We start from the raw sequence: 24,163 nt of genomic DNA on the forward strand, positions 1-24,163 counted from the left end.
ATCCTTGGCGGCATTCGTAAAAAAATCAGAAATGTTCGGATGTGGCTTGTTCCCAATCAGCCGCATACTCATCCGGAATGGAACCTGAAAGGAAAGCACCGGAATCCACTAGCGTGTATTGATCAGCATAGGAATTCTCACGCTCATCTGCGGTACGGCGCCGGATATCTGATGGGTGCAACTCGGCGGTGGTTTCTTTGCCCATAGCCCCCAGAATTTCTACAAAGCTCTCCACAGTCGCGTCATGGTAGCGCTGAACACGCTTGCGTTTTTGCGGTACGTTCACCGCTCTCCCCCTGATCGGGTCTTGGGTCGCCACGCCGGACGGGCATCTGTTTGTGTTGCAGTGCAAGGCCTGAATACAACCTATCGCGAACATCATCGCCCGAGCCGAGTTGCACATATCGGCACCCAACGCGAATTTCTCGATCATGTCATATCCCGTCGCCACTTTGCCCGAGCAAATGATCCTAATCTGATCCCGCAACCCTACACCGCGCAGGCAATTGTTGACGAAGATCAGAGCCTCGTTCAGAGGCATCCCCAGTCGATTGGTAAATTCGACCGGGGCCGCGCCGGTGCCACCTTCGGCTCCGTCAATGGTGATGAAGTCCGGCACAATCCCTGTTGCAAGCATCGCTTTGCAAATCGCCATGAACTCAGACGGGCGTCCAATACACAGTTTAAACCCGACCGGCTTACCACCTGATATTTCGCGCAGATGCTGCACGAATTGCATCAGCCCCGTTGGCCCCTCAAACGCAGAGTGCACCGGCGGAGAGATAACGTCTTGATGCACCGGCACACCCCGGATTTGAGCGATTTCTTGGTCAACTTTTGCGGCAGGCAGCACACCGCCATGAGATGGCTTGGCCCCTTGCGACAGCTTGATTTCAATCGCCTTGACAACTTCTGTACCGGCTTTTTCGGCAAATTTGTCCTTGTCGAAACCGCCATCGGCCGTCCGACACCCAAAGTAACCGGTTCCAATCTGCCATATGATGTCTCCGCCCTCGGCCAAATGGTGCGGAGACAACCCACCTTCACCAGTATTATGGGCGAATCCACCATCCTTAGCGCCACCATTCAAAGCTCTGATCGCGTTTGCGCTCAAGGCACCAAAACTCATGGCAGATACATTCAATCGCGAGGCGTTGTAGGGCTGGCTGCATTGGGGGCCACCCAGAAAGACACGCTTTTCGCTTTCATCCACATGTTTGGGCGCGAGCGAGTGGTTGGCGCGGTGATACCCAACGGTCAGGATATCGTATTGCGTACCAAACGCCTGCGTATCCACCTGCCCCTTGGCGCGCGCATAGACCAACCCACGGATGATACGATTAAAAGGTCGGCCACTTTCGTTGGTCTCAACGAAATACTGACGTATCTCGGGGCTGACGAACTCCAACATATAGCGGAAGTGACCTAGAACCGGATAGTTGTTGAGCACATTGTGCTTGGTGGTCAGAACGTCATAAAGCCCGATCACTGAATATGGCACCAAGAATATCAACAACCAATGCGCAGGAGGCCAAAAGAGTCCCCAAACAACCGTCAGCGGCAGACACACATAACTGAGAAAATAAAATAGTCTGCGGACGATCATCCTAGCTCTCCAAATCAGATGGCGGTTCGATCAAATCGTGGGGGCATTTGGCGTTTGATTGCAAGCAATTGTATCAGTGCATTTAGATGACGATGATTTTGAGGGCAGGGCTTCAGGTCGGCTCATAGTTGATCCTACTTTAGTCACACGGTATCCAACTCGCACGCTTGAAACGGACGAAATCATTGGCCCAAAAATCTACCCACCCGAAGGTTTCAGCCACAGCGTGGATGTTTTTGGCTGTTTTCGTGGGTGGCGCAGCAGGGTCATTGTTTCGAGAGGCTTTTTCTTTAGAGATCCCCGGCATTCGGATCCTAACAACAACCTTCGGGATTAACATTGCCGCCTGTTTTGTCTTGGGCTGGCTATATTCCATAAGACACCGCGTACATGCCCATGTCCTGCACCTTGGCGCTGTCGGGTTTTGCGGCGGGCTATCTACCTTTTCCTCTTTTGTTGCAGACTTAGACATGTTGGCCGCTATAAACCCCTGGTACGCCGTAATGGCTGCCGTACTTGAGATCGCATGTGGCCTAATTGCCGCCCTCGCGGGCGAAGCAATAGGTCGCCGCGTTTTCAACACGAGGTCCGGGTGTTGAGCGAATTTTACCAGCATATAATGTTTGGTTTAGGCGGGGGTCTAGGTGCGGTCCTGCGCCATTGGGTGGCTTTGAAAATCAATCACGATCTGCCTTTTGCGACGTTGATCGTAAATGTTGCTGGAAGCTTCATTCTGGGCCTCTGGATCGGGTACCTCGGCGGAGTGACTGAGATAAGCGAGGAACAGAAAAACCTTGTTTTCGGGTTCTGCGGTGGCTTCACGACCTTTTCAAGCTTTGCTTATCAATCGCTGGAGTTGCGGCGCAGGAACACATTTGCCCTGGCTGCGGGCAACATATGCCTCAGCCTTGCCTTGTGCTGGATAGCGCTTGGATTTGGTCTTTTGTTGGCAAGGCTTTGAATACCGAAGAGTTCACGTTTCCAACTTGGCCACTACATTGGAAACGTGTGCATGCGCACCGCCAAATTTCCCATGATCCAGATTGTACCGACTATAATGATCAGCAAAACCAGCGTTGAAAACAACACAAGATCCAAATCTTCACGACTACTGCGCCTGCGATCAATGTGAAGGAAGTAGACCAGCTGTAAAATCAATTGCGCAAGCCCCAGCAATCCAATCGTCAAATAAACGCCCTTGGTCGCAATACCGAAGACAAACGCTGCCAAGAAGACAGAAATGGTCAGCAGCAGTGAGCCGCCATATCCTATAAGATAACGACGGCGTTCCCGACGGTGCATTTCGCTGCGCTTATCCATAGGCAAGCCCTCCGAAATAAACGATCGTGATGATCCCGATCCAGATCAGGTCAAGGAAATGCCAAAACAAGGCCAACCGCACGACCCGCGACATAAGCAGGTCTGTCAGACCAAAAACGCGAAGCTGGATGCCAAGCACGATCAACCAGATGCAACCGGCAGCAACGTGCAGGCCGTGCAGTGGAACGAGGCCATAGAAAGCGGACAGAAACCCGCTGCGTTGGGGAATGCCTCCCTTTTCAGCCATCGCCACAAAATCACTCATTTCAAGAACCAGAAAACTCAACCCCAGAACCAGCGTCACGCCAAACCACATCACAATGCGTGAGCGTGGCAGGTTGTACTTCAGGGCCAGCATCGCCAGCCCCACAGTCAAGCTGCTCGTTAGCAAGATGAGCGTTTGGGCAAAAATGCTCTTAAGGTTGAACAGCTCATGCGGACCGGGTCCACTGGCCTGCGCATCTATCATGGTGATGTAGATCGCGAACATCAGACCAAAATAGACAAGGTCGCTCATTAGAAAGACCCAAAAACCGAATGTGACGACTTCACTGGCCTTGTCCGCTTCGGGATGCCTGCGGCCCAGGTTCAATCCAGGGTAACTATGGGTTGGAGCGCGCTTCATGTTGCGGCCTCCATATCTGGTCGCGCAAGACCACGGTTTTCAGGTGTGCATTCATGGTCGCGATTGACAGGGTCCGAATTGCGCACAATCTCAAGCCATGCTTCATGCTGTTTGCGCACCTCGGTGGCCGGTATGACCTCTTCGGTGTCCGTTTGGAACGTCCAGGCGATGAACGCCACGACGATAAGGACGCTCATCAACGCGGCCAACCACCAGATCCACCAGACAAGCGCGAACATCCAAACACCACTGAAAACACACAAAACGAAACCGATCGCGGTATTGCGCGGCAGCAAAATATCCTCGTAAGTCTCAGGCCGCGGGTAAGCTTCGTTTCGTTCCTTGGCCGCAGCAAAATCATCCCGCTCGGTCACCTTGGGGATAATAGCGAAGTTGTAAGGCGGCGGCGGCGCCGGCGTCGACCATTCCAGTGTGCGGGCATCCCATGGGTCGCCAACCGGCACGCGTGTTTTCTCGCGGTCTCTGATACTGATCCATAGTTGCGCAACGACCGCCAGCAATGCTGACAGGATCACCAGTGATCCAAGCGCCGCAACGATCATATAGGGGTGGAAGCTGGGGTCCTCCCAACTGAAAGACCGTCTGGGCATCCCCATCAGACCGACGAAATACAGCGGCAAAAAGGTCAACATGAACCCAACTGTCCACAGAACAACCGTCAATCGCCCCCAAGCTTCGTTCAAACGAAACCCAAAGGCCTTGGGGAACCAGTAGTTATATCCAGCCAGCAACCCAAACAACACCCCGGGCAACAACACGTTGTGGAAATGCGCGACAAGAAACAGCGTGTTGTGAACCTGATAATCCAACGTTGGATTAGCCAGAAGAACGCCACTGAGGCCGCCAATCACAAACAGCATAAGGAATGCGAGGCCATACAGCATCGGGACCGAGAAACGGATTCGGCCCCGAAACAGTGTGGCCATCCAGTCATAAACCTTCACTCCGGTCGGAATAGCGATCAGCATCGTAGCAATCCCAAACACCGCATTTATCAGCGCGCTTTGACCCATCGTGAAAAAATGGTGCAGCCAAACCGTGAACGACATAACCGCGATCGACATCGTGGCGATGACAAGCGAGTTGTAGCCGTACAGTCGTTTGGCCGAAAAGGTTGCGAAAATCTCGGAATAAATCCCATACGCGGGAAGGACCAGCAGATAGACCTCGGGGTGGCCGAACAGCCAGAACAGATTGGCATAGTTCATCATGTTCCCACCAAGGTCGTTGGTGAAAAAATGGAAGTCCAGGTATCGATCCGCCGCCAACATCAGAGCCGCCACGCTAAGCGGTGGCATTGCGAAAACGATCAGGATCGAACTGCAGATGATCGTCCAACAATACATCGGCAGACGCATGAAGGTCATACCGGGCGCGCGCAATTTATAGATCGTTACCGCGAAGTTTATGCCTGTCAGAGTTGTTCCGATACCCGACACAACAATGGCCCAGATCCAGTAGTCCGGTCCTATGCCGGGGTTAAAGGCTGCACCAGTATAGGGTGGATAGGCCGTCCAGCCACCGGTCGAGAACTCTCCGACCACCAATGACACCATCAGCATCATGCCTGCGGAGACCGTAAGACCAAGGCTGATCTGGTTCATGACCGGAAAGGCGACATCTCGTGCACCGATCATCAGGGGAACCAAAAAATTCGCAATGCCGAAAACGAAAGGAACCGCGACAAAGAAAATCATGATTGTGCCATGGGTACTGAACAGTTCGGCAAAGTGTTCAGCTTCCAGAAAACCTTCACCTGGGCCTGCGGCCTGCTGAGCGCGCATCACAACACCTTCAAGAACGCCCCGAGCCAACATGACGATTGCAAAGACGATGTACATGATGCCGATTTTCTTATGATCTGCGCTGGTCAGCCAATCGCGCCACAGTGGACCCCAAAGACGAAACCAAGTCAGTAAGCCGATAACGGCTATTGCTCCGACTATCACAATCGCGGCGGCGGCGTTGGCGACAATCTCATTGGCGTTCGGAGACTGGATCAGCCCCGCAATCGGAAAAGATTCCCAACTCAGACGGCCGAATATTCCGCTGTACTCAATCGTCATTGCCCGCTCTCCTGACCATATGAAACGGTCCCGGGCTGTTGCGCTGCCGACAAAGGTTGACCGCTGTGGTAACGGTGCAGAATAGAATGAAACAAGTCGCCGTCATCCAGTGTGAAATACAAGGCGTTCAGAGGCATCGTCGCGGTGCCCAACGCAGCCTGAACTTCGTCCCTGTCGGTGCGCATTGCCAGTATTTTATAGGTCTCGGTTGTTAGCGGAATACCGTTGGCGCGCACGCTGTTTACCCACGTATCGAAATCCTGCAACTGCATGGCCTGTGTCAGGAATTTTTGCTTGGTAAAGCCCCTGCCATTGTACTGCGTGTTTTCACCCTGCATGGTCTTTGGCGTGTTGGCGACGAGATGCAGTTGAGTGGTCATTCCCGGCATCGCGTAAATCTGGCCGGCTAACGCAGGGATCATGAAAGACTGCATAACGGTGTCAGTCGTCAACGTTATCGCGACTTGTTGCCCTACAGGTATCCCGAACTCTCCCACAGTGGCGATGCCGTGGTCAGGATAGATAAACAACCATTTCCAATCTAAGCCTACGACCTGCACATTGATGGCAGGCGCTTCACCAAATGAGTTTGCATAAGGATCCAACCGGTGAGTTGCCTTCCACAGATAGAAAGACAAGACCGCGACGATCACGACCGGAACGCCCCACATCAAGAACTCCAGACGCGCCGAAAAGTCCCAGTTCGGGGCATAAGCTGACTGACTTTGTTTGCGCCTCCGATACCTGATTGCGATCAAAGGTACGAGGCATAAAACCGGCACAACAGCAATCAGGATCAACAGCGTTGCTCGCACCAGATGTGTTTTCTGAACGGCTGCGATGGGGCCTTGCGGCTCCAGAAAACTGTCGGCAGCATGGGCCACATGTGCAAACAACCCCGCGGTCAGAACCAATGCAGCGATTGGCAACACAGCGGATGACACTCTGAAATGGGCCACGCCTGTTCGCCCTCCTACGGCATATGGTCTGGCTGAACTATCAACAGAGTCGGGCGATTTCTCAAGAGTTTTCCAAAACCCCAAATTGTTCTTATTCCTTTGCGATCAACCCCTGCCTTATACAAACGAACTATTGACTTGCGAACCACGTAGGTTGAGACAATTCGGAAATGCATTGGATTGTTTGTTTTCTTGCTCTTCTACTTTGCACGACTGTTGCGCGGGCTCAGGACCGCGCTGCCATCGAACACCAATTTCAAGCGTGGATTGATGAAACCATATGGCCGAACGCAAAAGCCAAGGGCGTTTCAAAACACACTTTTCAGCGAGCATTTGACGGTGTGATGCTCAACTGGGATCTTCCCGACCTGGTTCCACCCGGAACACACAGGGTGCAGCCGACGCAACAGAAACAGGCCGAATTCGGTGCGCCTGCCCGCTATTTCAACCCTGGCTCAGTGCAAGGTGCAACCTCGGTTGGGCGTAAGATGGCCCGCCGCCATGGCGCGGTGCTTGCCCGAGTTGAAACTGAAACCGGTGTCCCTGCCCGCATATTGTTGGCTATTTGGGGACGAGAAAGCGGATACGGTCAAGTGCCCATCCGGCATGACGCCATACAGGTTCTGGCTACCAAAGCGTTTATGAGCACGCGGACGGAACTGTTCACCAAAGAACTGATCGCAGCGCTCGAGATTGCCGAGGCGGGCCACGCCCCACCTGGTAGGATGAAAAGCAGTTGGGCCGGAGCTCTTGGGCAACCCCAGTTCATGCCCTCGAATTATCTTGAACATGCGGTTGACGGAAACGGAGACGGACGCGCAGACATCTGGACCTCGGTTGACGATACTTTGTCGTCAATTGGGTACTATCTTGCGCGGCATGGCTGGGTGCCGGGCCGCGATTGGGGATTTGAAGTCACGGTTCCCCTATCTGTGTCCTGCGCAAACGAGGGGCCTGATCAGGGTAAACTTATTCGTGATTGGGCTAAACTGGGCATTCAGCGAGTGTCGGGGAAACCATTCCCACAGCATGAACTGCCCGAAGAAGGATATCTGATGATGCCTGCTGGTCGAAACGGACCAGCATTTCTGGTTACACCAAATTTCTATGTGCTGAAGCGATACAACAACAGCGATCTGTATGCACTGTTTGTCGGCCACGTAAGCGATCGCATCCAGTACCAAATCGGCGACTTCAAGGGACGTTGGGGTGCGATAGACCCGCTTTACCGATCAGACATTGTAGCAATGCAGAAAGCATTAGAAGCTCAAGGGCACGACGTGGGCGGAGCGGATGGTTTACCTGGATTCAAGACGCGCCGTTCTATCGGTAGGTGGCAGGAACAAACTGGCCGTATCCCGACCTGTTTCCCCGCGGCTTCAATGAAAGCGACTCTGGCCAAATAGCGATTCGCTGTTTTCACAGGCTATGCTTGAGCCATTACCAAGCGTAAAGCGTCAACCTGTTTCCAAGCAGCTTCACAAAAGTGTCAAGAAGCGCCTGCGCTAAATTATTTTATTGCCGGATAGGACCCGTTTTCATTCACAATTGACGTTAGATTGCCCAATTTGCAGGCAAAGGCTTTAACCTTTTTTGAAATAATGCCAACGTCAGCCCCAGTGAAGGGCGACTTTCGCAACCACGTTTCCGACTGCAACCGAAAGACTGCGACGCGGTGTTCATTGCGATCTGACAAAGCAAACTGTGAACCCGTCCCGAGCTCGATCCGAGCCGGACAATCAGAGAGGTCAGCGACCGCTCTGACGGGCTATGCGTGTGTCGCCCCCAAAAACGGGAGAATACAAACATGAACAAATATATTCGAACTTCGCTAGCAGGTCTGTTGACCTCGACCATGATCACCGGCGCGGCTTTTGCCGCCGGGACCCACCCGACCACGGGTGAAGCGCTGGCCGATGACCAGACGTTCACATATCGCATTCTGGACGAGCACAGCTCGGTCGATCCGCAGGTAGTTGAGGATGTTTCGGGCGCCGAGATCGTCCGCGATCTGTTCGAAGGTCTGATGAACCAGGACGAAGACGGAAATCTGGTTCCAGGTGTAGCAACGGGCTTTACCACGAATGACGCCAAAGATGTCTACACCTTCACCCTGCGAGACAACGCTACGTGGTCCAACGGCGATCCGGTTACGGCAGGCGACTTCGTCTATGCTTGGAAACGCGCCGTCGATCCCGCTCTATCCTCGCCCTATGCATGGTACATGGAACTGATGTCGATCGAAAACGCGTCTGAAATTATCGCAGGCGAAAAGCCGGTTGACGATCTGGCCGTCAAGGCCATCGATGACCACACGCTGGAAGTAAAGCTGAGCGCACCGCTGTCCTATTTCCCGCAGATGACCACGCATGCGACCACCTTCCCTGCCCCGCAGAAAGTGATTGAGGAGTTCGGCGACGCCTGGACCAAGCCCGGCAACATCGTGTCGAACGGTGCTTATGTTCTTACCGAGCATCTGCCGCAGGAACGCTCGGTCCGCGAGCGTAACGAGATGTACTGGGACAATGACAACACGATCATCGAAAAGGTAGTGGCCTTGGTCATCAACGATGAAAACGTGGCCCTGACCCGCTATCTGGCCGGTGAACTGGACCGCACGGAAGTTCCCGCAGGCCAGTTCCCGCGCCTGCAAAAAGAGCACCCGGAAGAGGCGATCAGCTTCCCGCGTCTGTGCAACTATTACTACACGTTCAACCTGTCCGAAGGTGGTCCGGAAGCGTTCAAAGACCCGAATGTCCGTCAGGCCCTGTCGCTTGCCGTAGATCGTAAGATCATCACCGAGAACATCATGGCAGGCGGTCAGCCGCAGGCATATACTTTCGCGCCCGAAGCAACCGCAGGCTTCACCGTTCCGGACGTCGAAATGGCGTCGATGTCGCAAGCCGAACGGGACGAACTGGCCAAGGAACTGCTAGCCCAGGCCGGTTATGGCGCAGACAATCCGCTGAGCTTTGAGATGGTCTACAACACGTCAGAGGCCCACAAGAAAGTTGCCGTGGCGCTGAGCCAGATGTGGAAACAGAAACTGGGCGTGAACGCCGAGCTGGCCAACATGGAATGGAAAGTGTTCCTGGAAGAGCGCGGCAACCAGAACTTCGATCTGGCCCGTGGCGCATGGTGTGGCGACTACAACGAAGCCTCGACCTTCCTGGACCTGTTGCAGTCGGATTCGGGCTATAACGACGGCAAGTATAACAACGCCAAAGTTGATGAACTGCTGGCCTCTGCCAAAACCGCGGACGATGCCGCGCCGCTTTATACCGAGGTCGAGCGTATCATCGCGCAAGAGACCCCCGTCATCCCGATCTATCACTATGCTGGCGTCTACATGATGGACAGCGATGTGGGGAACTGGCCGGTCAATAATGTAGAGCAGAACTGGTACTCCAAAAACCTCTACAAAACAGCCGAGTAATCACCTTTAGATCCCGCTGTGCCCCAAGAACCGCTTTTGGGGCACAGCCAATAATTGGGGGCATGAAATGCTTGCCTATATCATCCGGCGGCTGTTGGTCGCCGTTCCGACGATCTTGTTGTTGATCGTCGCTTGTTTCTTTTTGATGCACTTCGCGCCCGGTGGGCCTTTCACCTCGGAACGGCCTCTGCCGCCTGCGGTTCTGGCCAATATCGAGGCACGCTATGGGCTGGACCAGCCGCTGTGGAAGCAGCTTTGGGACTATCTTTATAACATCGTGGTGCATTTCGATTTCGGACCATCCTTCAAGTTCAAGGACCGCGATGTAAACGACATCATCGCCCAAGGTTTCCCGATCTCGCTGACTTATGGATCGCTGTCGTTCCTGTTTGCTACCACGATTGGCGTAGGCCTGGGGATTGCGGCAGCCATCAAGCACAATAGCTGGATCGACTATTTCGCTGTCGGTCTGGGCATTGCAGCTCAGGCGCTGCCGAACTTCATCATGGGCCCGATCCTGATCCTGACCTTTACCCTGTGGTTGGGCTGGTTGCCGGGCGGTGGCTGGAATGGGGGGCAATGGCCATACCTGATCATGCCCGTCATCGCGCTCGCGACCTCATATGTCGGCTCGATCGCGCGGATCACACGCTCGTCGATGCTCGAGGTTCTGAACTCGAACTTCATCCGCACCGCGCGGGCCAAGGGCCTGCCGACCAGAACCGTGATCTGGCGCCATGCGTTGAAACCGACGCTCTTGCCCGTCGTCTCCTATTTGGGCCCGGTCTTCGTCTATGTTCTGACCGGTTCGGTCTTCGTGGACATCTATTTCTCGACCGGAGGTCTGGGGCAAGCCTATGTCGGCTCGGCCCTTTCACGCGACTACGCGGTACTTTTGGGGGTCACGATCCTCTATGGCGCGCTGACCGTCGTCGTGAACCTTTTTACCGACCTGGCCTATGCCTGGTTCGATCCGAAAATCCGGTACTAAGGGGCGCACCATGCTTGGAAAATCTCAAAAAGCCGCCCACCTGGCCGAAGATATCACCGATTACACGGTCATTCAGGGGCGTTCACTGTGGCAGGACGCGCGGATGCGTTTTGTGCGCAATAAGGCTGCGATGGCCAGCCTAGTCATTCTAGCGCTGATCGTTCTGTTCACCATCATCGGTCCCTATTTCGCGGTCTGGAACAATGAAGAGATCGACTGGAACGTCATGGGTGACGTTCGTGGCATGGGGATGCCCTCGGTTGAGACGGGGCATTTTTTTGGCGTCGATGATCTAGGGCGCGATCTGTACAGCCGCGTCATACAGGCCACCACCACATCGCTGTTAGTCGGTCTGATCGGGGCGGCCACGGCGCTAATCGTGGGCACCTGCTATGGTATCGCCGCAGGCTATATCGGTGGCCGGACCGACAGCGTCATGATGCGCTTTGTCGACATCTTGCTGGCGATCCCGGCAACTCTGGTGATTATTCTGCTGCTAGTCGTGGCAGGTCGATCCTTCTTCATGCTGTTCATCGCACTTGGCGCGGTCGGCTGGCTGACCATGGCGCGGATCGTACGGGGTCAAACCCTGACCCTGAAAAACCGTGAGTTTATCGAGGCCGCCCGCGCCGCAGGCGTCAGCGAATTCACGATCATGTACCGCCATATCCTGCCCAACTTGCTGGGCGTGGTGATCGTCTATGCCTCGCTTCTGGTGCCTGAAATGATCCTGACCGAGAGCTTTATCTCGTTCCTTGGGCTGGGGATTTCAGAACCGTACACCTCGCTGGGTCGTCTCATCGCGGAAGGGGCGGGAACCATGGGGTATGGCACCCTGTGGCAATTGATGTTCCCGCTGACATTCTACGTCGCCATCATCATCACGATGTTCTTCATCGGGGATGGTTTGCGTGACGCTCTGGACCCAAAGGATCGCTGATATGAGTCTGTTTTCCGTAAAAGACCTGAAAGTCCAGTTCGACACGCCCGATGGCGTGGTCGAGGCCGTCAAAGGCATCAGTTTCGACATAAACCCCGGCGAATGCCTTGGCATCGTGGGTGAAAGCGGGTCGGGCAAAAGCCAAACCTTCATGGCGGCCATGGGCTTGCTGCCACCTGCTGGTCGGGCGCTTGGGTCAGTCAAATTGAACGGCACCGAAGTCCTGAACCTGCCCATCAACCGCCTGAACAAGATCCGTGGCTCAGACGTGGGCATGATCTTTCAGGACCCATTGACCGCGCTGACCCCGCATCTGCGCATCGGCCAGCAAATGCGCGAGGTTCTGCAGGTGCATGAGGGGCTGCAGGGTTCCAAAGCGCGGGCTCGCTGTCTGGACTGGCTGAACCGCGTCCGCATCCCCGAGGCCGCGCGGCGACTGGATCAATACCCGCACGAGCTGTCAGGCGGGATGCGCCAACGCGTGATGATCGCCATGTCGATGCTGTGCAATCCCAAACTGCTGATCGCGGATGAGCCGACAACGGCGCTGGACGTGACCGTTCAGGCCGACATTCTTGACCTGATGGTGCGCCTGCAAAAGGACGAAGGCACCGCGATTGCCCTGATTACCCATGATATGGGCGTAGTCGCCCGTATGTGCGACCGTATTCAAGTCATGCGCATGGGCGAATTTGTTGAGGCCGGAGACACCCGCGAAATTTTCCGCAACCCGCAGCACGACTATACCCGCACCCTTCTCGAGGCGATGCCACGCATTGATGCGGGCGATGCGCCCAAGGCGTTGGAGAAGGTCGAAGAACCGCTGCTCAAGGTCGATGACGTCAAGGTGCATTTCCCGATCAACGTCAAAGGCGGGCTGTTCGGGCGCAAAGTGCCACTCAAAGCCGTCGATGGCGTAAGCTTTGACATCCGCAAGGGTGAAACTCTGGGCGTTGTGGGCGAATCCGGCTGCGGCAAGTCCACGCTGGCGCGCGCCGTGTTGCAACTGATAGAACCCAGTGGCGGAAATGTCAGCTGGTTGGGCAATCCTATTGTGGGTCTGAAACGCGCCGAGCTGAACAAGTACCGCAAGGACTTGCAGATCGTCTTTCAAGACCCATTGGCCAGCCTCGATCCGCGCATGACAATCTCGGCTTCGATCGCCGAGCCGCTCAAGACCTACCGCCCTGATCTGACGGACCGCGAGCGCAAGCAGATGGTCAGCGAAATGATGGAGCGTGTGGGCTTAAACGCCAACATGATCAACCGTTATCCACACGAGTTGTCAGGCGGTCAGAACCAACGGGTCGGCATCGCGCGCGCGATGATCAACAAACCCAAGCTGATCATCTGCGACGAAGCGGTCTCGGCCTTGGACGTGTCCATTCAGGCGCAGATCGTTGAATTGCTGCGCGAGTTGCAGCAGGAGTTCGGCCTTTCGATGATCTTCATCAGCCACGATCTGTCGGTGGTACGTGCCGTGTCGAACCGGATCATGGTGTTGTACCTGGGTCGGATCGTGGAGCTGGGGGATGGCGAGGTGATCTGCTCTGATCCGATCCATCCCTATACCAAGTCTCTGATATCGGCTGTTCCGATCCCTGACCCAGATGTGGAACGGAGCCGCCAAAGGCTGAAAATCCCCGGTGAGCTTCCCTCGCCGATGGATCCGAAGGCTGCCCTGCGGTTTCTCCCCAGTCGCCTGTCCGCTGGCCAAGAGGACTATGTCCCGCAACTTAACGAAATTAAGCCCGATCACTTCGTTGCGGAACATGATCCACTGGAAAGCATTGTGGCCAATGCATAGTACAAACCTCAAAGCCAGATTCTGGCTTTGAGGTATTAACCAACCCGCCTGTTTTTCCATCAATTAGGCGCTTTTTTGGAAACTATCTCGCTCTAAAATGTAAATTAGTTTCCTAAAATAGCACGAAAGGTAAGGTTTCATTCGCATGTGACAATGGATCGTTTTGACTTCCCTGTATTGGGATGGCACGATTTCTCCTGTTTCCCTAGCGGTCTCGCGATGTCATTGAACATTCCGGGTTCACGGCCTAAGACAACGTTCCGAAGCCTCTGGACTTCGGTGCAAATTTTAAAAACTGAGAGGTACAATGGTACGCAAGGTTACCAAAGCGATTTTCCCGGTTGCGGGACTGGGTACCCGCTTTCTGCCTGCGACGAAATCCGTCCCCAAAGAGATTATGACTCTGGTCGATCGTCCGCTGGTCCAATACGCAATTGACGAAGCGCGTGCGGCTGGCATCAAGGAATTCATCTTTGTCACATCGCGCGGCAAATCCGCGCTTGAGGACTATTTTGATCACAACCATATTCTGGAGCAAGAACTCAAGGCCAAGGGCAAAGACGAGCTGCTTGAAGTGCTGGATGAAACCAACATGGAAAGTGGCGCAATCGCGTATATCAGGCAGCACAAAGCCTTGGGGCTAGGCCATGCTGTGTGGTGTGCTCGCCGATTGATCGGGGATGAGCCCTTTGCCGTCATGTTGCCTGATGACGTCATCGCCGCGGACAAACCGTGCTTGCAGCAAATGGTCGAAGCCTATGAGGAAACCGGCGGAAACATGGTGGCTGCGATGGAGGTTCCTCAGGAAAAAACCAGCTCCTATGGTGTTTTGGACGTAGGTGAGAATATCGGACAAGTTGTCCGCGCCCGTGGCATGGTCGAAAAACCCAAACCGGATGAGGCACCTTCGAACCTCGCCGTGATCGGCCGCTACATTCTGGGCCCATCGGTTCTGTATAATCTGAACCAGAAGAAAAAAGGCAGCGGTGGTGAGATTCAGCTGACGGACGCGATTGCCGAGGATATCGGAAATGGTGTGCCAGTATTTGGGCACAAGTTCGAAGGACAACGTTTCGACTGCGGCTCGAAGGCTGGATTTCTACAAGCAACCGTGGCTTTTGCATTGGCCCGACCCGATCTGCGCGACGACCTGCGGGAATATCTGCACGATACGATGGCGACTGACCAAGCAGCCCAATAATTTCCGCCCCATTATCTCAGTACAAAGGCACCCGGTTTTGGGTGCCTTTTCTTTTTCGGGCAACCTGACAGAAAACTTACCACTTTCTTTCGGAAGCGTTCTGCCCGCTTAGCGTGGATTCATCCATTTGATGGCAGTTTGGCGCGCAAAGCAATTGTCGGACCAGCATCTTCAGGAGGACACGCCCCAATGCCACAAGTTTCACCCCGCTTGGATTTACCATTCATTCAACCCTCGCAAGCACAAAAGCACGTCACTCATAACGAAGCCTTACGGCAATTGGATGTGATTGTTCAATTAAGCGTCGTGTCAACCGGTGCATCAAACCCACCAGTGGCCCCAGCGCAGGGTGAAGTTCATGCCGTGGGTGAAGCTCCGGTTGGTGAATGGTCAGGTCAGGAAAACATGCTTGCGGCATGGTTGGATAATGCGTGGCACTTTGTAGCGCCAGATATTGGCTGGAGAGCGTGGGACATCAGCGCCGGGCGTGTGAAAGTCTGGACGGGCTCGGATTGGGTTGTGCCGGCAGGGGCAACGCAGAATCTGGACGGGATAGGCGTCGCAACGACCTCGGACGCAACAAACCGCCTCTCGGTTCGTTCTTCTGCCACATTGCTAAGCCATGAGGGCAATAGCCACCAGTTAAAGATCAACAAGGCAAGCGCGGGGGATACCGCTTCGCTTTTGTTTCAATCCAACTGGACCGGTCACGCCGAAATGGGACTGGCAGGCTCAACTGGTTTTTCGATCAAAGTTTCGGCAGATGGGAATACATGGACAGATGCCCTTGTTTTCGATCCGACAACGGCAATTGCAACTGGTGCAGCGATTCAAAGCAGTGCTTCGGACGTAACTGCGGGTCGTTTGATGCGGGCGGATTTTGGCTATAGCCCCGGCAACGTGCTAGGATCTGTGTCACAAACATCTGGCACGCCGACAGGCGCGGTGATCGAGCGGGGCTCGAACGCAAATGGTGAATTTGTTCGTTTCGCAGACGGCACTCAAATCTGTACAGTCAATCTGAGCGCAGTAGGCTGCACCATCGGCGAAGGCGCGATTTTTTCAAGCGGGCAAAACAGTTGGACCTTTCCAATTGCCTTTGCCTCTGGGACCAAACCTGCCCTAAGCGGCAGCGGTGGATCGGTCTCGCGATTTGTCGGGTTTGATGCGCCGGCAGCCACAGATGTTTCCTATCAAGTACTATCAACGGTTTCCGACCCTGCACCTGTCGCTCCGACCGCAACCGCCACAGGACGCTGGTTCTGATCAGAGGTTTTGTAATCTGAGCTTCACTTTGCCCGCAAGTCAGCATCTGCCTGTTCCAGAAACCACGCATAGGTTTCGTGGATGCCGTCTTGCAAGGTGATCCGCGCACGCCAACCCATATCCGCCAGTCGTGACACATCCATGAGCTTACGCATTGTGCCATCTGGTTTACTGACATCCTGAGTTATCCGCCCGGTGTAACCCACCGTGCGGGCCACCAGAGTTGCAAGCTCCGCGATCGAGATATCCTCGCCACAGCCGACGTTGATATGGCTCAGCATGGGTTCTGTGTTCGCTTCGTAAACATCGCGTGGCAGATCGAGCACAAACAGAGACGCTTCGGCCATATCGTCTACGTGCAGAAACTCTCGGCGCGGCTTACCGGTTCCCCAAATGACTACCTCGTCCAGACCGTCCCGCTTGGCTTCGTGAAAACGACGGATCAAAGCCGGCAGAACATGGCTGTTTTCAGGGTGAAAGTTATCGCCTGGGCCGTACAGATTGGTTGGCATAACCGAGCGATAGTCAACGCCGTGCTGCCGGTTGTAGCTTTCGCACAGCTTGATACCTGCAATCTTGGCGACTGCATACGGCTCATTTGTCGGCTCAAGCACTCCGGTCAGCAGAGCATCTTCTCGCATCGGTTGCGGTACAGCCTTGGGATAGATGCATGAGCTGCCAAGTTGCAGCAGGCGCTGGACTCCTACTGAAAACGCCTGATGGATCACGTTGCATTCGATCATCAGGTTTTCGTAAATGAAATCTGCCGGGTATGTATTGTTCGCGTGAATACCTCCGACCTTGGCTGCCGCCAAAACGACAACATCGGGCCGTTCGGTCTCCATGAAGTGCCGAACTGCGGACTGATCAGTCAAATCCAGTTCCGCATGAGTGCGGGTTACAATGCTTAATGCCTCACCTGCCGCCCGACGATCTTGCAACTGCCGTAGTATGGCCGCACCGACCATACCACGATGACCGGCAACATAGATTTTCCGCATTGCGCCCACCTCAGCCATTTTCCAGGCTTACTGGCAAATCGAAGCCGTGCTCTTTCAGCAAGGCATGACGTTTGGCGGTCTTGAGGTCTTCGCTTACCATTTCAGAACACATTTCCTGAACGGTCAGTTCCGGCACCCATCCCAGTTTGGTTTTGGCCTTCGACGGGTCGCCCAACAGGGTCTCGACCTCGGCGGGTCGGAAGTATTGCGGATCGATACGCATGACGACGTCCCCGGGCTTAAGCGCGGGCGCTTTTTCGCCTTCGACCGCTTTAACAGTCGCAACTTCCTGAACGCCTTCACCCGAGAACTCCAGCGTAACACCCAGTTCCGCAGCGGACCACTCGATAAACTGACGGACGGAGTACTGTACGCCTGTCGCGATAACGAAGTCTTCTGGCGCATCCTGCTGCAGCATTAGCCATTGCATCCGCACATAGTCTTTCGCGTGCCCCCAATCGCGCAGACTGTCGATGTTGCCCATGTACAGGCACTCCTCAAGCCCCTGCGCAATATTCGCAAGACCCCGTGTGATTTTCCGCGTCACGAAGGTTTCACCCCGGCGCGGGCTTTCGTGGTTGAACAGAATTCCGTTGCAAGCATACATCCCGTACGCCTCACGGTAATTCACAGTAATCCAGTATGAATAAAGCTTGGCTACGGCATATGGGGACCGGGGATGGAACGGTGTGGTTTCTTTCTGAGGAATTTCCTGCACCAAGCCATACAACTCGGAAGTGGACGCCTGATAGAAACGTGTCTTCTTTTCCAGGCCTAAAAACCGTATCGCTTCCAACAATCGCAGCGTCCCAATCGCATCGACATCCGCTGTGTATTCCGGCGATTCAAAGCTGACGGCAACATGGGATTGCGCGCCCAGGTTATAGACCTCATCCGGCTGAACTTCCTGAATGATTCGGGTCAGGTTGGACGTGTCGCTGAGATCACCATAGTGCAAGTGGAGTTGAGGGTTCGGATCGTGCGGATCCTGATAGATATGATCAATACGTTGCGTATTAAACGACGAGGCGCGGCGCTTGATTCCGTGAACTTCATACCCTTTCTCCAAGAGAAACTCGGCCAGATACGATCCGTCTTGCCCTGTGATGCCGGTTATTAAAGCAGTTTTTGTCATTGTCTCGTTCCACAAAACTCAATCTGGCTGGTAGGACCCTCAGAAACAGCAAGAACACCCAGAATGCAACCCGGCGGCAGGAAACGGCATTGAAACCCGTTGAACTTTGCGAAATGCTGGCGCGCGTTAAACAGTCTTTTGTTGAAGGACATTGAAAAATGCGGATAGCGATGATCGGCACAGGTTACGTTGGCCTTGTGTCGGGCGTTTGCTTCTCGGATTTTGGCCATGACGTTATTTGCGTCGACAAAGCCGAAAAGAAAATCGAGATGTTGCAAGCCGGCCAAGTTCCCATCTACGAACCGGGACTTGATGTCCTGATGGCCAAGAATGTAGCAGCAGGGCGGTTGAGTTTCACGACCGATCTGGCTGCTGCCGTGGACGGTGCAGACGCAGTTTTCATTGCCGTAGGAACCCCAACCCGGCGCGGCGACGGGCACGCTGATCTGACCTACGTGATGGCCGCCGCGCAAGAGATTGCTCAGTCGGTCACCGACTACACCGTGATCGTCACCAAATCGACCGTGCCCGTCGGCACCAACAGAAAGGTGCACGAGGCTGTTCTTGAGGCCAATGCGGATGCAGATTTTGACGTCGCTTCAAATCCTGAATTCCTGCGCGAAGGAGCGGCGATTGACGATTTCATGCGCCCCGATCGTGTTGTCGTTGGCGTTGAAAGCGACCGCGCCGCAGAAGTTATGGCCGAGATTTACCGGCCGCTTTATCTGCGAGACTTCCCGATCCTGACGACGGATCTGGAAAGCGCCGAGATGATCAAATACGCGGCAAACGCGTTTCTTGCGACCAAGATTACTTTCATCAACGAAATCGCCGGCCTGTGCGAACGTGTGGGCGGTGATGTCAAAGAAGTCGCGCGTGGCATTGGTCTGGATGGTCGTATCGGCAACAAGTTCCTGCATGCTGGTCCGGGTTATGGTGGCTCATGCTTTCCTAAAGATACCGCTGCTTTGGCGAGGATCGGTCAGGAACACGCTTATCCGATGCAGATCACCGAAACGGTTATGCGCGTGAATGACGGCGTCAAACACCGCATGATCGAGAAAATTCGCGACGTATGCGATGACAGCTTCAACGGTAAGACCATCGCGGTTCTGGGTGTTACGTTCAAACCCAATACAGATGATATGCGTGATGCCCCTTCGTTGACCATTGTCCCCGCACTGATCGGCGGAGGCGCAACGGTTCGGGTTGTGGATCCGCAGGGTCGGGCCGAAGGATTAGCCTTGTTGCCGGGCGTGGAATGGTGCGACGACCCTTATACCGCAACCACCGATGCGGATGCTGTCGTATTGTTGACCGAATGGAATGAGTTCCGCGCCCTGAACCTGTCGGACATGGCACGTTCAATGAAGTCCCCCCGAATGGTGGATCTGCGGAACATCTATTCCAAATCGGCCGCCCGGAAATCGGGATTCGAAACCTATATCGGTGTGGGCCGCTGACCGCCGCTTTAAGAAATGGCGTACAGCGGCACAGAACTGTCTGCTCCCTCGGCCAGGGCCTTTCTCTGATCTTGCCGTACCTGCTCGTAAAGCGCCAACGCCTCGGGTGAAAACAGCGTTTCGGGCGCAGGTACCGGCACAAAATTGCTATGCGTATCGGCGCCCCGTGCCAACAGGGCATAATCGCGTTCGGCCACCAATTGCTTAGCATTCGGGTTCAGATAACGGATCGCCAGACCAATCCGCCGGTCATCCGAGCGGTTCGGCCCGGAGCCGTGGATGGTCAACCCGTGGTGCAGCGACATCTGACCCGGTGCCAGCTCGATATGGGTTTTATCCTCATCCGCGACCTCTACCGCGATCTCCTGCCCGCGCGACAATAAATTCGTATCCGAATAGGTGTCGTTATGCGGCAGGATCGGGTTCTTATGGCTAGCACGTACGAAATCCATGCATCCGCTGTCACACGTTGCAGGAGACAGCGCGATCCACGCCGTCACCTGATCCGGCGTTTCTCCCATCCCCCAATAGGTCAGGTCCTGATGCATACCGACTGTTTGGCGGGTGTTCGGTTCCTTAACAAAAAACTCGGCCGACCAAACCATGATATCCGGCCCCAGAATACCCTGAACGATATCCAGCACCCGAGGGTCCGTCGCAACACGCGCTGCCAGCGGCATAACAAGATGTGCGTTGACCCGTTTATAAGTATTCAGGGGTAGCGGAAGATCTGCGCCAAGCCAGTCTTTCTCGATCTGTTCGAACTCTGCCCTGATCTCGGACGTTTCCTGTTCCGAAAACGTAGTGAGCGGGTACAGATATCCATCCTCCCAATAGCTTTCTATCTGCTCAGGCGTCAGACTGCCAATCGGCGCGGAATTCAATGCAGACATGCGTGTCTCCTTCTCAGGCATGTCTTCAAAGCTTAGACGTTATCCGAAGTAAGGCAGAATGTTGTGTCTTGCCCGTGAGGGTAAGTTGAGCTTAGCCTGAATTCATGTCGTCCCGCATCCCATCACTCAATTGGCTTCGTGTCTTCGAGGCCGCGGCCCGCACCGAAAGCTTTGCGCGCGCGGCTGGGCAGTTGAACATGTCTTCAGCCGCCGTCAGTCAGCAAGTCAAAGCCCTGGAAAATCAACTGGGAACGCCCCTTTTCCATCGCCATCCCCACTCTGTGACACTGACCGAGGCAGGTCGCGCCTATTTGCCGTCGGTCCAGCAATCGCTTTTGATGCTGGAAACGTCGACCAAGGGTCTTTTTGGCGAAACGCGCGGGCAACGCTTGTACGTTCAGTCGGTACTTTTGTTTGCGCATGGTATTCTGGCCGGCGGATTGCCAGCCTTTCAGGACCTGTACCCCAGGATCAACCTGTCTTTGACGACAGGTAATCTGACGGCAGACTTTGCCAATCGATTTACTGATCTTCAAATCGTTTTCGGTAATCCGACACTTTTCGGCACTGAGGGCGACGAATTGTTGCGCGAACGCCTTTACCCCGTCGCTCCGCCAGATATCGCGGATCGCATCCATAGCCCAGAGGACCTGTTTCAGTTCACCCTCATCGAAGTATCAACCCATCGCGCCAGCTGGCTTCATCTGTTCGAAACACTGCGCCTTCCAGCCGGGCGGGCCCGGTTTTTCTTTGCCGACAATTCCATAATGGCGGCTGAGCTGTCCGCCAACCGAGGCGGTATTGCGTTGGCGCGTGCCCCTGCATCCGACCGGGTCATGGCCCTGTCGGGCCTTGTGCCCTGCCTGCCCGGCATCGACGTCGCGGGGCAAGAAGCCTATCACCTGATTTACCCGTCCAAATCTGCTTTGCGACCCCCTGCCCGGGACTTTCGCAACTGGATCATGGATTACAGTGCTGCGGTCCAGACACGGTAACGTCCCTGCCCTGTCACCTCGCGGATCAAACCGCGTGACGCGAAAAGGTCAATGTTACGCTGCGCGGTCGCTCGTGACGCCTTGGTCAATTCTTCGGCCAAAGGAACCGAAACCATTGGCCACGCGGCTAACACATCAAGCAGCATTGGCGGGGTTTTCCCACTCAGATCGGACGTCAGATCCCGAGCACGGAGTTCCCACGCGCTGACACGGTCCAAGTGAAGCAATGCAGCCAAAACGGCCTGACCTAACCCCTTGATCCATGCACTTAGCTTATCGTTGACCTCTCCAACCCCACGCAAAGCACCCGGCCCAGACAGTGCAACCGGCATGAAAAGGGCGCCTCCCCGGCCCATCGTTGCCGCGTGTCGGGCCGCAATGACCGCAGCCTCTGTGTCTTGTCCCATGCCCTGAGACAGAGCGCGCCATGCGTGGAATGCAATCGCTGCTTGCGTAACCGAGTGCAAGCTTGCAACCCCGTCCATCACGTCCGCCAAATCAGCAATCGCCTCGGGGACCTCGTCCATGCCAAGCGCCATACGATCAAGAAATGCGGTCAATCCAGTGGTCCAGCCACCCTCGGCCGGGCCAGCTCCGGTTGTCAGGCGTCTGACGGCCCAACCTGCCCGAAACAACGCCTGAACGTCATCTCCGGTCGATCCGATCCGCAACCCTGTCCACAGCGCCAGGCGATCAACGCCAATCCGGTCACCGGTCCACCAACCTAGGTCCGAAACATCCATCAGTGCCAACCGATGCGTCCATCCCTCTGGACCCGCTCGTAGTCTTTCGTCCAGAGCCCCGAAACTTGCCGCAAGATCCGCCAGTTCATAGGAGAGTTCGGCCTGCGCGGCCCGCCAATCCCTGAAGTCGAACAGTGTTCTGCGATCGGCCTTCGGGCCCGGTGGCAGAAAATCTTCGTCAATCTCGGCGTCGGCGGGCAGAAACCACAGATCGTCTTCCTCTGGCGGATCAGCATCATAGATGCTGCGCGGCCCCAGCGAGTCGTCGTCTTCCGGGTCTGGCCTGACAGGTTTAGTGGTCATACCCGGCATATTTCGGGTATTTCCACCAGTTCACAAGGCGTTTCTGCAGCGGATGGATCAGCTGGCGAAACTTGCGGTCAAAATATCCAGCTGCCCTTCCAGAGGTGTCTGCGGATTGCTGCCAATCAGCATATAACCATAGCCACCTTCGGACCATGTCGCCGTTGCCAGACCGCTAAGCTCGGCAAGATTGACGTCCTTACTGGGGGCACCCTCACCTTGTCGGATGATACAAAAGGCGAATGGTTGGCCTTGTTCGTCGGCAAATACCACCTGAACCAGCGGTTTGCCATTGAATGACAAAACCTGCGCGCGTTTCAGTTCCATTCCTGGCAAAGCTTCAAGCGTTTCGCGGTTCAAGGACCGTCCCAGCTCTGCCTCTGCCAAATCGAACTGCATTTTCAGCGCCTGTTCCGAGTTGTCCAGCGACGCAATCGTGTCTGGTACATAAAGCGACTGATAGATCGCCGCCTGCTGCGCCCAACCCAGAGGTTCAGGCCGGGTTGTCCAGAACGTTGCTGACACAGCGACAACTGCCACCGAAGCCGCAACGGCCATCAGGCGCCACGGTCCGCCTGAAGAATGCGAAGATTCCACCGGCTGCGGCTCTGGCAGCTCAACTTTCGGCGCCTCGGCGGGCACCTTTTCAAATACCGCCTGCACCATAGGTGCGAACGGGTCCAGCGCCATAAGGCGCGCCTCGAGCTCAGGGTCGTCCTGGACCGCGTGTTCAATCGCGGTTGCCTGGTCGTCATCCACTGTGCCTTCCAGATACGCTATCAGCGTCTCATCGGAAAACTTCATTTGCCACTCCGTCGAACGGCGTCTGCAGCACTTAGCTGCATCACGGTTTTAAGTTTCTGCCGGGCGTTAGACAACCGGCTCATAATGGTTCCAATCGGCACATCCAGCATCGCAGCCGCTTCGCGGTAGCTATAGCCCTCAACGAACACAAGCATGACCGTTTCCCGCTGCGCTTCTGGCAGGTGCATCACTTGAGTAAACACCTCAGCTGCGAAAATATTCGTTTCCGAGTCAGCTTCAGGCGAAATTAATTCTGCTTCGGGTGTGACCGACAGCGCCTGCGCCTTTCGAACCGAGCGCGCCCGGACTTCATTCAGCCAGATCGAGCGGCAGATCGTCATCAGCCAACTGTCCAACCGGTCATGTGATGTCACTTGATGATGGCGCTCGAGCGCGCGAAGGCAAGTGGATTGCAATAAATCGTCGGCTACGTCGGAGGCGCCGGACAAGGCCAGCCCAAACCGCCAGACGCGTTTTGAATGCGTCTGTATCGCGCCGCGTACGGCTTGTTCGGAACTAATTGCACCAACCATTGAATAAATAGTGACCTGTGTGTGTTTGACATTCACGAGCCTGGCCCGCCTGGTC

The 24,163-nt window shown here is 55.1% G+C and carries 22 protein-coding genes; 11 read left to right on the forward strand and 11 right to left on the reverse strand.

What is annotated here, in order from left to right:
* Window positions 1–25: 25 nt before the first annotated feature.
* The gene (locus tag ACR0DX_RS10770) at window positions 26–1,501 is read right to left on the reverse strand and encodes an FMN-binding glutamate synthase family protein (protein ID WP_480846090.1); all 1,476 of its coding nucleotides are present in this window, start codon (window positions 1,499–1,501) and stop codon (window positions 26–28) included.
* 335 nt (window positions 1,502–1,836) lie between these two features.
* Between ACR0DX_RS10770 and ACR0DX_RS10775 the strand changes: the two genes are divergently transcribed.
* Together ACR0DX_RS10775 and ACR0DX_RS10780 are read left to right on the forward strand one after the other, a co-directional pair.
* Window positions 1,837–2,205, forward strand: a complete 369-nt coding sequence (locus tag ACR0DX_RS10775; RefSeq protein WP_480846174.1) for a fluoride efflux transporter FluC — start codon at window positions 1,837–1,839, stop codon at window positions 2,203–2,205.
* Window positions 2,206–2,225: 20 nt separating this feature from the next.
* Entirely contained in the window at window positions 2,226–2,567 is a 342-nt protein-coding gene (locus ACR0DX_RS10780) for a fluoride efflux transporter FluC (RefSeq protein ID WP_480846092.1), read from the forward strand.
* A gap of 32 nt (window positions 2,568–2,599) precedes the next feature.
* On the opposite strand, the gene ACR0DX_RS10785 is transcribed toward ACR0DX_RS10780, so the two are convergent.
* The 4 genes from ACR0DX_RS10785 to ACR0DX_RS10800 are packed head-to-tail and all read right to left on the reverse strand — an operon-like array spanning window position 2,600 to window position 6,597.
* The gene (locus tag ACR0DX_RS10785; RefSeq protein WP_234899478.1) at window positions 2,600–2,926 is read right to left on the reverse strand and encodes a cytochrome o ubiquinol oxidase subunit IV; all 327 of its coding nucleotides are present in this window, start codon (window positions 2,924–2,926) and stop codon (window positions 2,600–2,602) included.
* The gene (locus tag ACR0DX_RS10790; RefSeq protein ID WP_480846095.1) at window positions 2,919–3,551 is read right to left on the reverse strand and encodes a cytochrome c oxidase subunit 3; all 633 of its coding nucleotides are present in this window, start codon (window positions 3,549–3,551) and stop codon (window positions 2,919–2,921) included. Before ACR0DX_RS10790 ends, ACR0DX_RS10785 begins: the two co-directional genes overlap by 8 nt.
* Window positions 3,548–5,638 (reverse strand): cbb3-type cytochrome c oxidase subunit I, encoded by a 2,091-nt coding sequence (locus tag ACR0DX_RS10795; protein ID WP_480846097.1) that lies wholly within the window; start codon window positions 5,636–5,638, stop codon window positions 3,548–3,550. The genes ACR0DX_RS10790 and ACR0DX_RS10795 overlap by 4 nt, the downstream gene beginning before the upstream one ends.
* Window positions 5,635–6,597, reverse strand: a complete 963-nt coding sequence (locus ACR0DX_RS10800; RefSeq protein ID WP_170355188.1) for a cytochrome ubiquinol oxidase subunit II family protein — start codon at window positions 6,595–6,597, stop codon at window positions 5,635–5,637. The genes ACR0DX_RS10795 and ACR0DX_RS10800 overlap by 4 nt, the downstream gene beginning before the upstream one ends.
* Before the next feature lie 170 nt (window positions 6,598–6,767).
* On the opposite strand from ACR0DX_RS10800, the gene ACR0DX_RS10805 reads away from it, so the two are divergent.
* The 7 genes from ACR0DX_RS10805 (at window position 6,768) to ACR0DX_RS10835 (ending at window position 16,238) form a co-directional block, all read left to right on the forward strand.
* Window positions 6,768–8,003: a lytic murein transglycosylase gene (locus tag ACR0DX_RS10805; RefSeq protein WP_170355189.1), complete on the forward strand. Its 1,236-nt coding sequence runs from the start codon at window positions 6,768–6,770 to the stop codon at window positions 8,001–8,003.
* Between the two features lie 401 nt (window positions 8,004–8,404).
* A complete protein-coding gene (locus ACR0DX_RS10810; RefSeq protein ID WP_170355190.1) occupies window positions 8,405–10,033 on the forward strand; it encodes a peptide ABC transporter substrate-binding protein in 1,629 nt (542 codons plus the stop codon).
* 67 nt (window positions 10,034–10,100) lie between these two features.
* Complete coding sequence (oppB, locus tag ACR0DX_RS10815; RefSeq protein WP_170355191.1) at window positions 10,101–11,024, forward strand: oligopeptide ABC transporter permease OppB; 924 nt, start codon at window positions 10,101–10,103, stop codon at window positions 11,022–11,024.
* A 10-nt stretch (window positions 11,025–11,034) separates the two neighbouring features.
* Entirely contained in the window at window positions 11,035–11,964 is a 930-nt protein-coding gene (locus ACR0DX_RS10820) for an ABC transporter permease subunit (protein ID WP_170355192.1), read from the forward strand.
* A 1-nt stretch (window position 11,965) separates the two neighbouring features.
* Entirely contained in the window at window positions 11,966–13,771 is a 1,806-nt protein-coding gene (locus ACR0DX_RS10825) for an ABC transporter ATP-binding protein (protein ID WP_480846101.1), read from the forward strand.
* A 307-nt stretch (window positions 13,772–14,078) separates the two neighbouring features.
* Complete coding sequence (gene galU / locus ACR0DX_RS10830) at window positions 14,079–14,972, forward strand: UTP--glucose-1-phosphate uridylyltransferase GalU (RefSeq protein ID WP_170355194.1); 894 nt, start codon at window positions 14,079–14,081, stop codon at window positions 14,970–14,972.
* Window positions 14,973–15,161: 189 nt separating this feature from the next.
* Window positions 15,162–16,238, forward strand: coding sequence for a DUF2793 domain-containing protein (locus tag ACR0DX_RS10835; RefSeq protein ID WP_480846104.1), 1,077 nt, complete (start codon window positions 15,162–15,164; stop codon window positions 16,236–16,238).
* Between the two features lie 23 nt (window positions 16,239–16,261).
* On the opposite strand, the gene fcl is transcribed toward ACR0DX_RS10835, so the two are convergent.
* Together fcl and gmd are read right to left on the reverse strand one after the other, a co-directional pair.
* Window positions 16,262–17,239, reverse strand: coding sequence for a GDP-L-fucose synthase (gene fcl / locus ACR0DX_RS10840; protein ID WP_170355196.1), 978 nt, complete (start codon window positions 17,237–17,239; stop codon window positions 16,262–16,264).
* 10 nt (window positions 17,240–17,249) lie between these two features.
* Window positions 17,250–18,374, reverse strand: coding sequence for a GDP-mannose 4,6-dehydratase (gmd, locus tag ACR0DX_RS10845; protein ID WP_170355197.1), 1,125 nt, complete (start codon window positions 18,372–18,374; stop codon window positions 17,250–17,252).
* 158 nt (window positions 18,375–18,532) lie between these two features.
* Here gmd and ACR0DX_RS10850 point away from each other — a divergent pair, with 158 nt between their 5' ends.
* Window positions 18,533–19,837, forward strand: a complete 1,305-nt coding sequence (locus tag ACR0DX_RS10850; RefSeq protein WP_170355198.1) for a UDP-glucose dehydrogenase family protein — start codon at window positions 18,533–18,535, stop codon at window positions 19,835–19,837.
* An 8-nt stretch (window positions 19,838–19,845) separates the two neighbouring features.
* Here the strand turns inward: ACR0DX_RS10850 and ACR0DX_RS10855 are convergent, their stop codons facing one another.
* Window positions 19,846–20,730 carry a phytanoyl-CoA dioxygenase family protein gene (locus ACR0DX_RS10855; protein WP_170355199.1) on the reverse strand — a complete coding sequence of 295 codons (885 nt, stop codon included), beginning with the start codon at window positions 20,728–20,730 and terminating at the stop codon, window positions 19,846–19,848.
* 104 nt (window positions 20,731–20,834) lie between these two features.
* Here ACR0DX_RS10855 and ACR0DX_RS10860 point away from each other — a divergent pair, with 104 nt between their 5' ends.
* A complete protein-coding gene (locus ACR0DX_RS10860) occupies window positions 20,835–21,725 on the forward strand; it encodes a LysR family transcriptional regulator (protein ID WP_170355200.1) in 891 nt (296 codons plus the stop codon).
* Here ACR0DX_RS10860 and ACR0DX_RS10865 read toward each other — a convergent pair.
* The 3 genes from ACR0DX_RS10865 to ACR0DX_RS10875 are packed head-to-tail and all read right to left on the reverse strand — an operon-like array spanning window position 21,698 to window position 24,108.
* A complete protein-coding gene (locus ACR0DX_RS10865; protein WP_170355201.1) occupies window positions 21,698–22,771 on the reverse strand; it encodes a helix-turn-helix domain-containing protein in 1,074 nt (357 codons plus the stop codon). The genes ACR0DX_RS10860 and ACR0DX_RS10865 overlap by 28 nt on opposite strands.
* A 57-nt stretch (window positions 22,772–22,828) precedes the next feature.
* A complete protein-coding gene (locus tag ACR0DX_RS10870; RefSeq protein WP_170355202.1) occupies window positions 22,829–23,575 on the reverse strand; it encodes a hypothetical protein in 747 nt (248 codons plus the stop codon).
* Entirely contained in the window at window positions 23,572–24,108 is a 537-nt protein-coding gene (locus ACR0DX_RS10875; protein ID WP_170355203.1) for an RNA polymerase sigma factor, read from the reverse strand. The genes ACR0DX_RS10870 and ACR0DX_RS10875 overlap by 4 nt, the downstream gene beginning before the upstream one ends.
* Window positions 24,109–24,163: the final 55 nt, after the last annotated feature.

The organism is Ruegeria sp. D3, assembly GCF_056534465.1.

Coding starts and splice junctions, on each gene's coding strand:
- fcl (WP_170355196.1), bottom strand. CDS start 17,239: ATGCGGAAAATCTATGTTGCCGGTCATCGTGGTATGGTCGGTGCGGCC.
- ACR0DX_RS10850 (WP_170355198.1), top strand. CDS start 18,533: ATGCGGATAGCGATGATCGGCACAGGTTACGTTGGCCTTGTGTCGGGC.
- ACR0DX_RS10775 (WP_480846174.1), top strand. CDS start 1,837: ATGTTTTTGGCTGTTTTCGTGGGTGGCGCAGCAGGGTCATTGTTTCGA.
- ACR0DX_RS10780 (WP_480846092.1), top strand. CDS start 2,226: ATGTTTGGTTTAGGCGGGGGTCTAGGTGCGGTCCTGCGCCATTGGGTG.
- ACR0DX_RS10875 (WP_170355203.1), bottom strand. CDS start 24,108: ATGGTTGGTGCAATTAGTTCCGAACAAGCCGTACGCGGCGCGATACAG.
- gmd (WP_170355197.1), bottom strand. CDS start 18,374: ATGACAAAAACTGCTTTAATAACCGGCATCACAGGGCAAGACGGATCG.
- ACR0DX_RS10825 (WP_480846101.1), top strand. CDS start 11,966: ATGAGTCTGTTTTCCGTAAAAGACCTGAAAGTCCAGTTCGACACGCCC.
- ACR0DX_RS10865 (WP_170355201.1), bottom strand. CDS start 22,771: ATGACCACTAAACCTGTCAGGCCAGACCCGGAAGACGACGACTCGCTG.
- ACR0DX_RS10820 (WP_170355192.1), top strand. CDS start 11,035: ATGCTTGGAAAATCTCAAAAAGCCGCCCACCTGGCCGAAGATATCACC.
- ACR0DX_RS10810 (WP_170355190.1), top strand. CDS start 8,405: ATGAACAAATATATTCGAACTTCGCTAGCAGGTCTGTTGACCTCGACC.
- ACR0DX_RS10805 (WP_170355189.1), top strand. CDS start 6,768: ATGCATTGGATTGTTTGTTTTCTTGCTCTTCTACTTTGCACGACTGTT.
- ACR0DX_RS10860 (WP_170355200.1), top strand. CDS start 20,835: ATGTCGTCCCGCATCCCATCACTCAATTGGCTTCGTGTCTTCGAGGCC.
- ACR0DX_RS10785 (WP_234899478.1), bottom strand. CDS start 2,926: ATGGATAAGCGCAGCGAAATGCACCGTCGGGAACGCCGTCGTTATCTT.
- oppB (WP_170355191.1), top strand. CDS start 10,101: ATGCTTGCCTATATCATCCGGCGGCTGTTGGTCGCCGTTCCGACGATC.
- ACR0DX_RS10835 (WP_480846104.1), top strand. CDS start 15,162: ATGCCACAAGTTTCACCCCGCTTGGATTTACCATTCATTCAACCCTCG.
- ACR0DX_RS10870 (WP_170355202.1), bottom strand. CDS start 23,575: ATGAAGTTTTCCGATGAGACGCTGATAGCGTATCTGGAAGGCACAGTG.
- ACR0DX_RS10790 (WP_480846095.1), bottom strand. CDS start 3,551: ATGAAGCGCGCTCCAACCCATAGTTACCCTGGATTGAACCTGGGCCGC.
- galU (WP_170355194.1), top strand. CDS start 14,079: ATGGTACGCAAGGTTACCAAAGCGATTTTCCCGGTTGCGGGACTGGGT.
- ACR0DX_RS10855 (WP_170355199.1), bottom strand. CDS start 20,730: ATGTCTGCATTGAATTCCGCGCCGATTGGCAGTCTGACGCCTGAGCAG.
- ACR0DX_RS10795 (WP_480846097.1), bottom strand. CDS start 5,638: ATGACGATTGAGTACAGCGGAATATTCGGCCGTCTGAGTTGGGAATCT.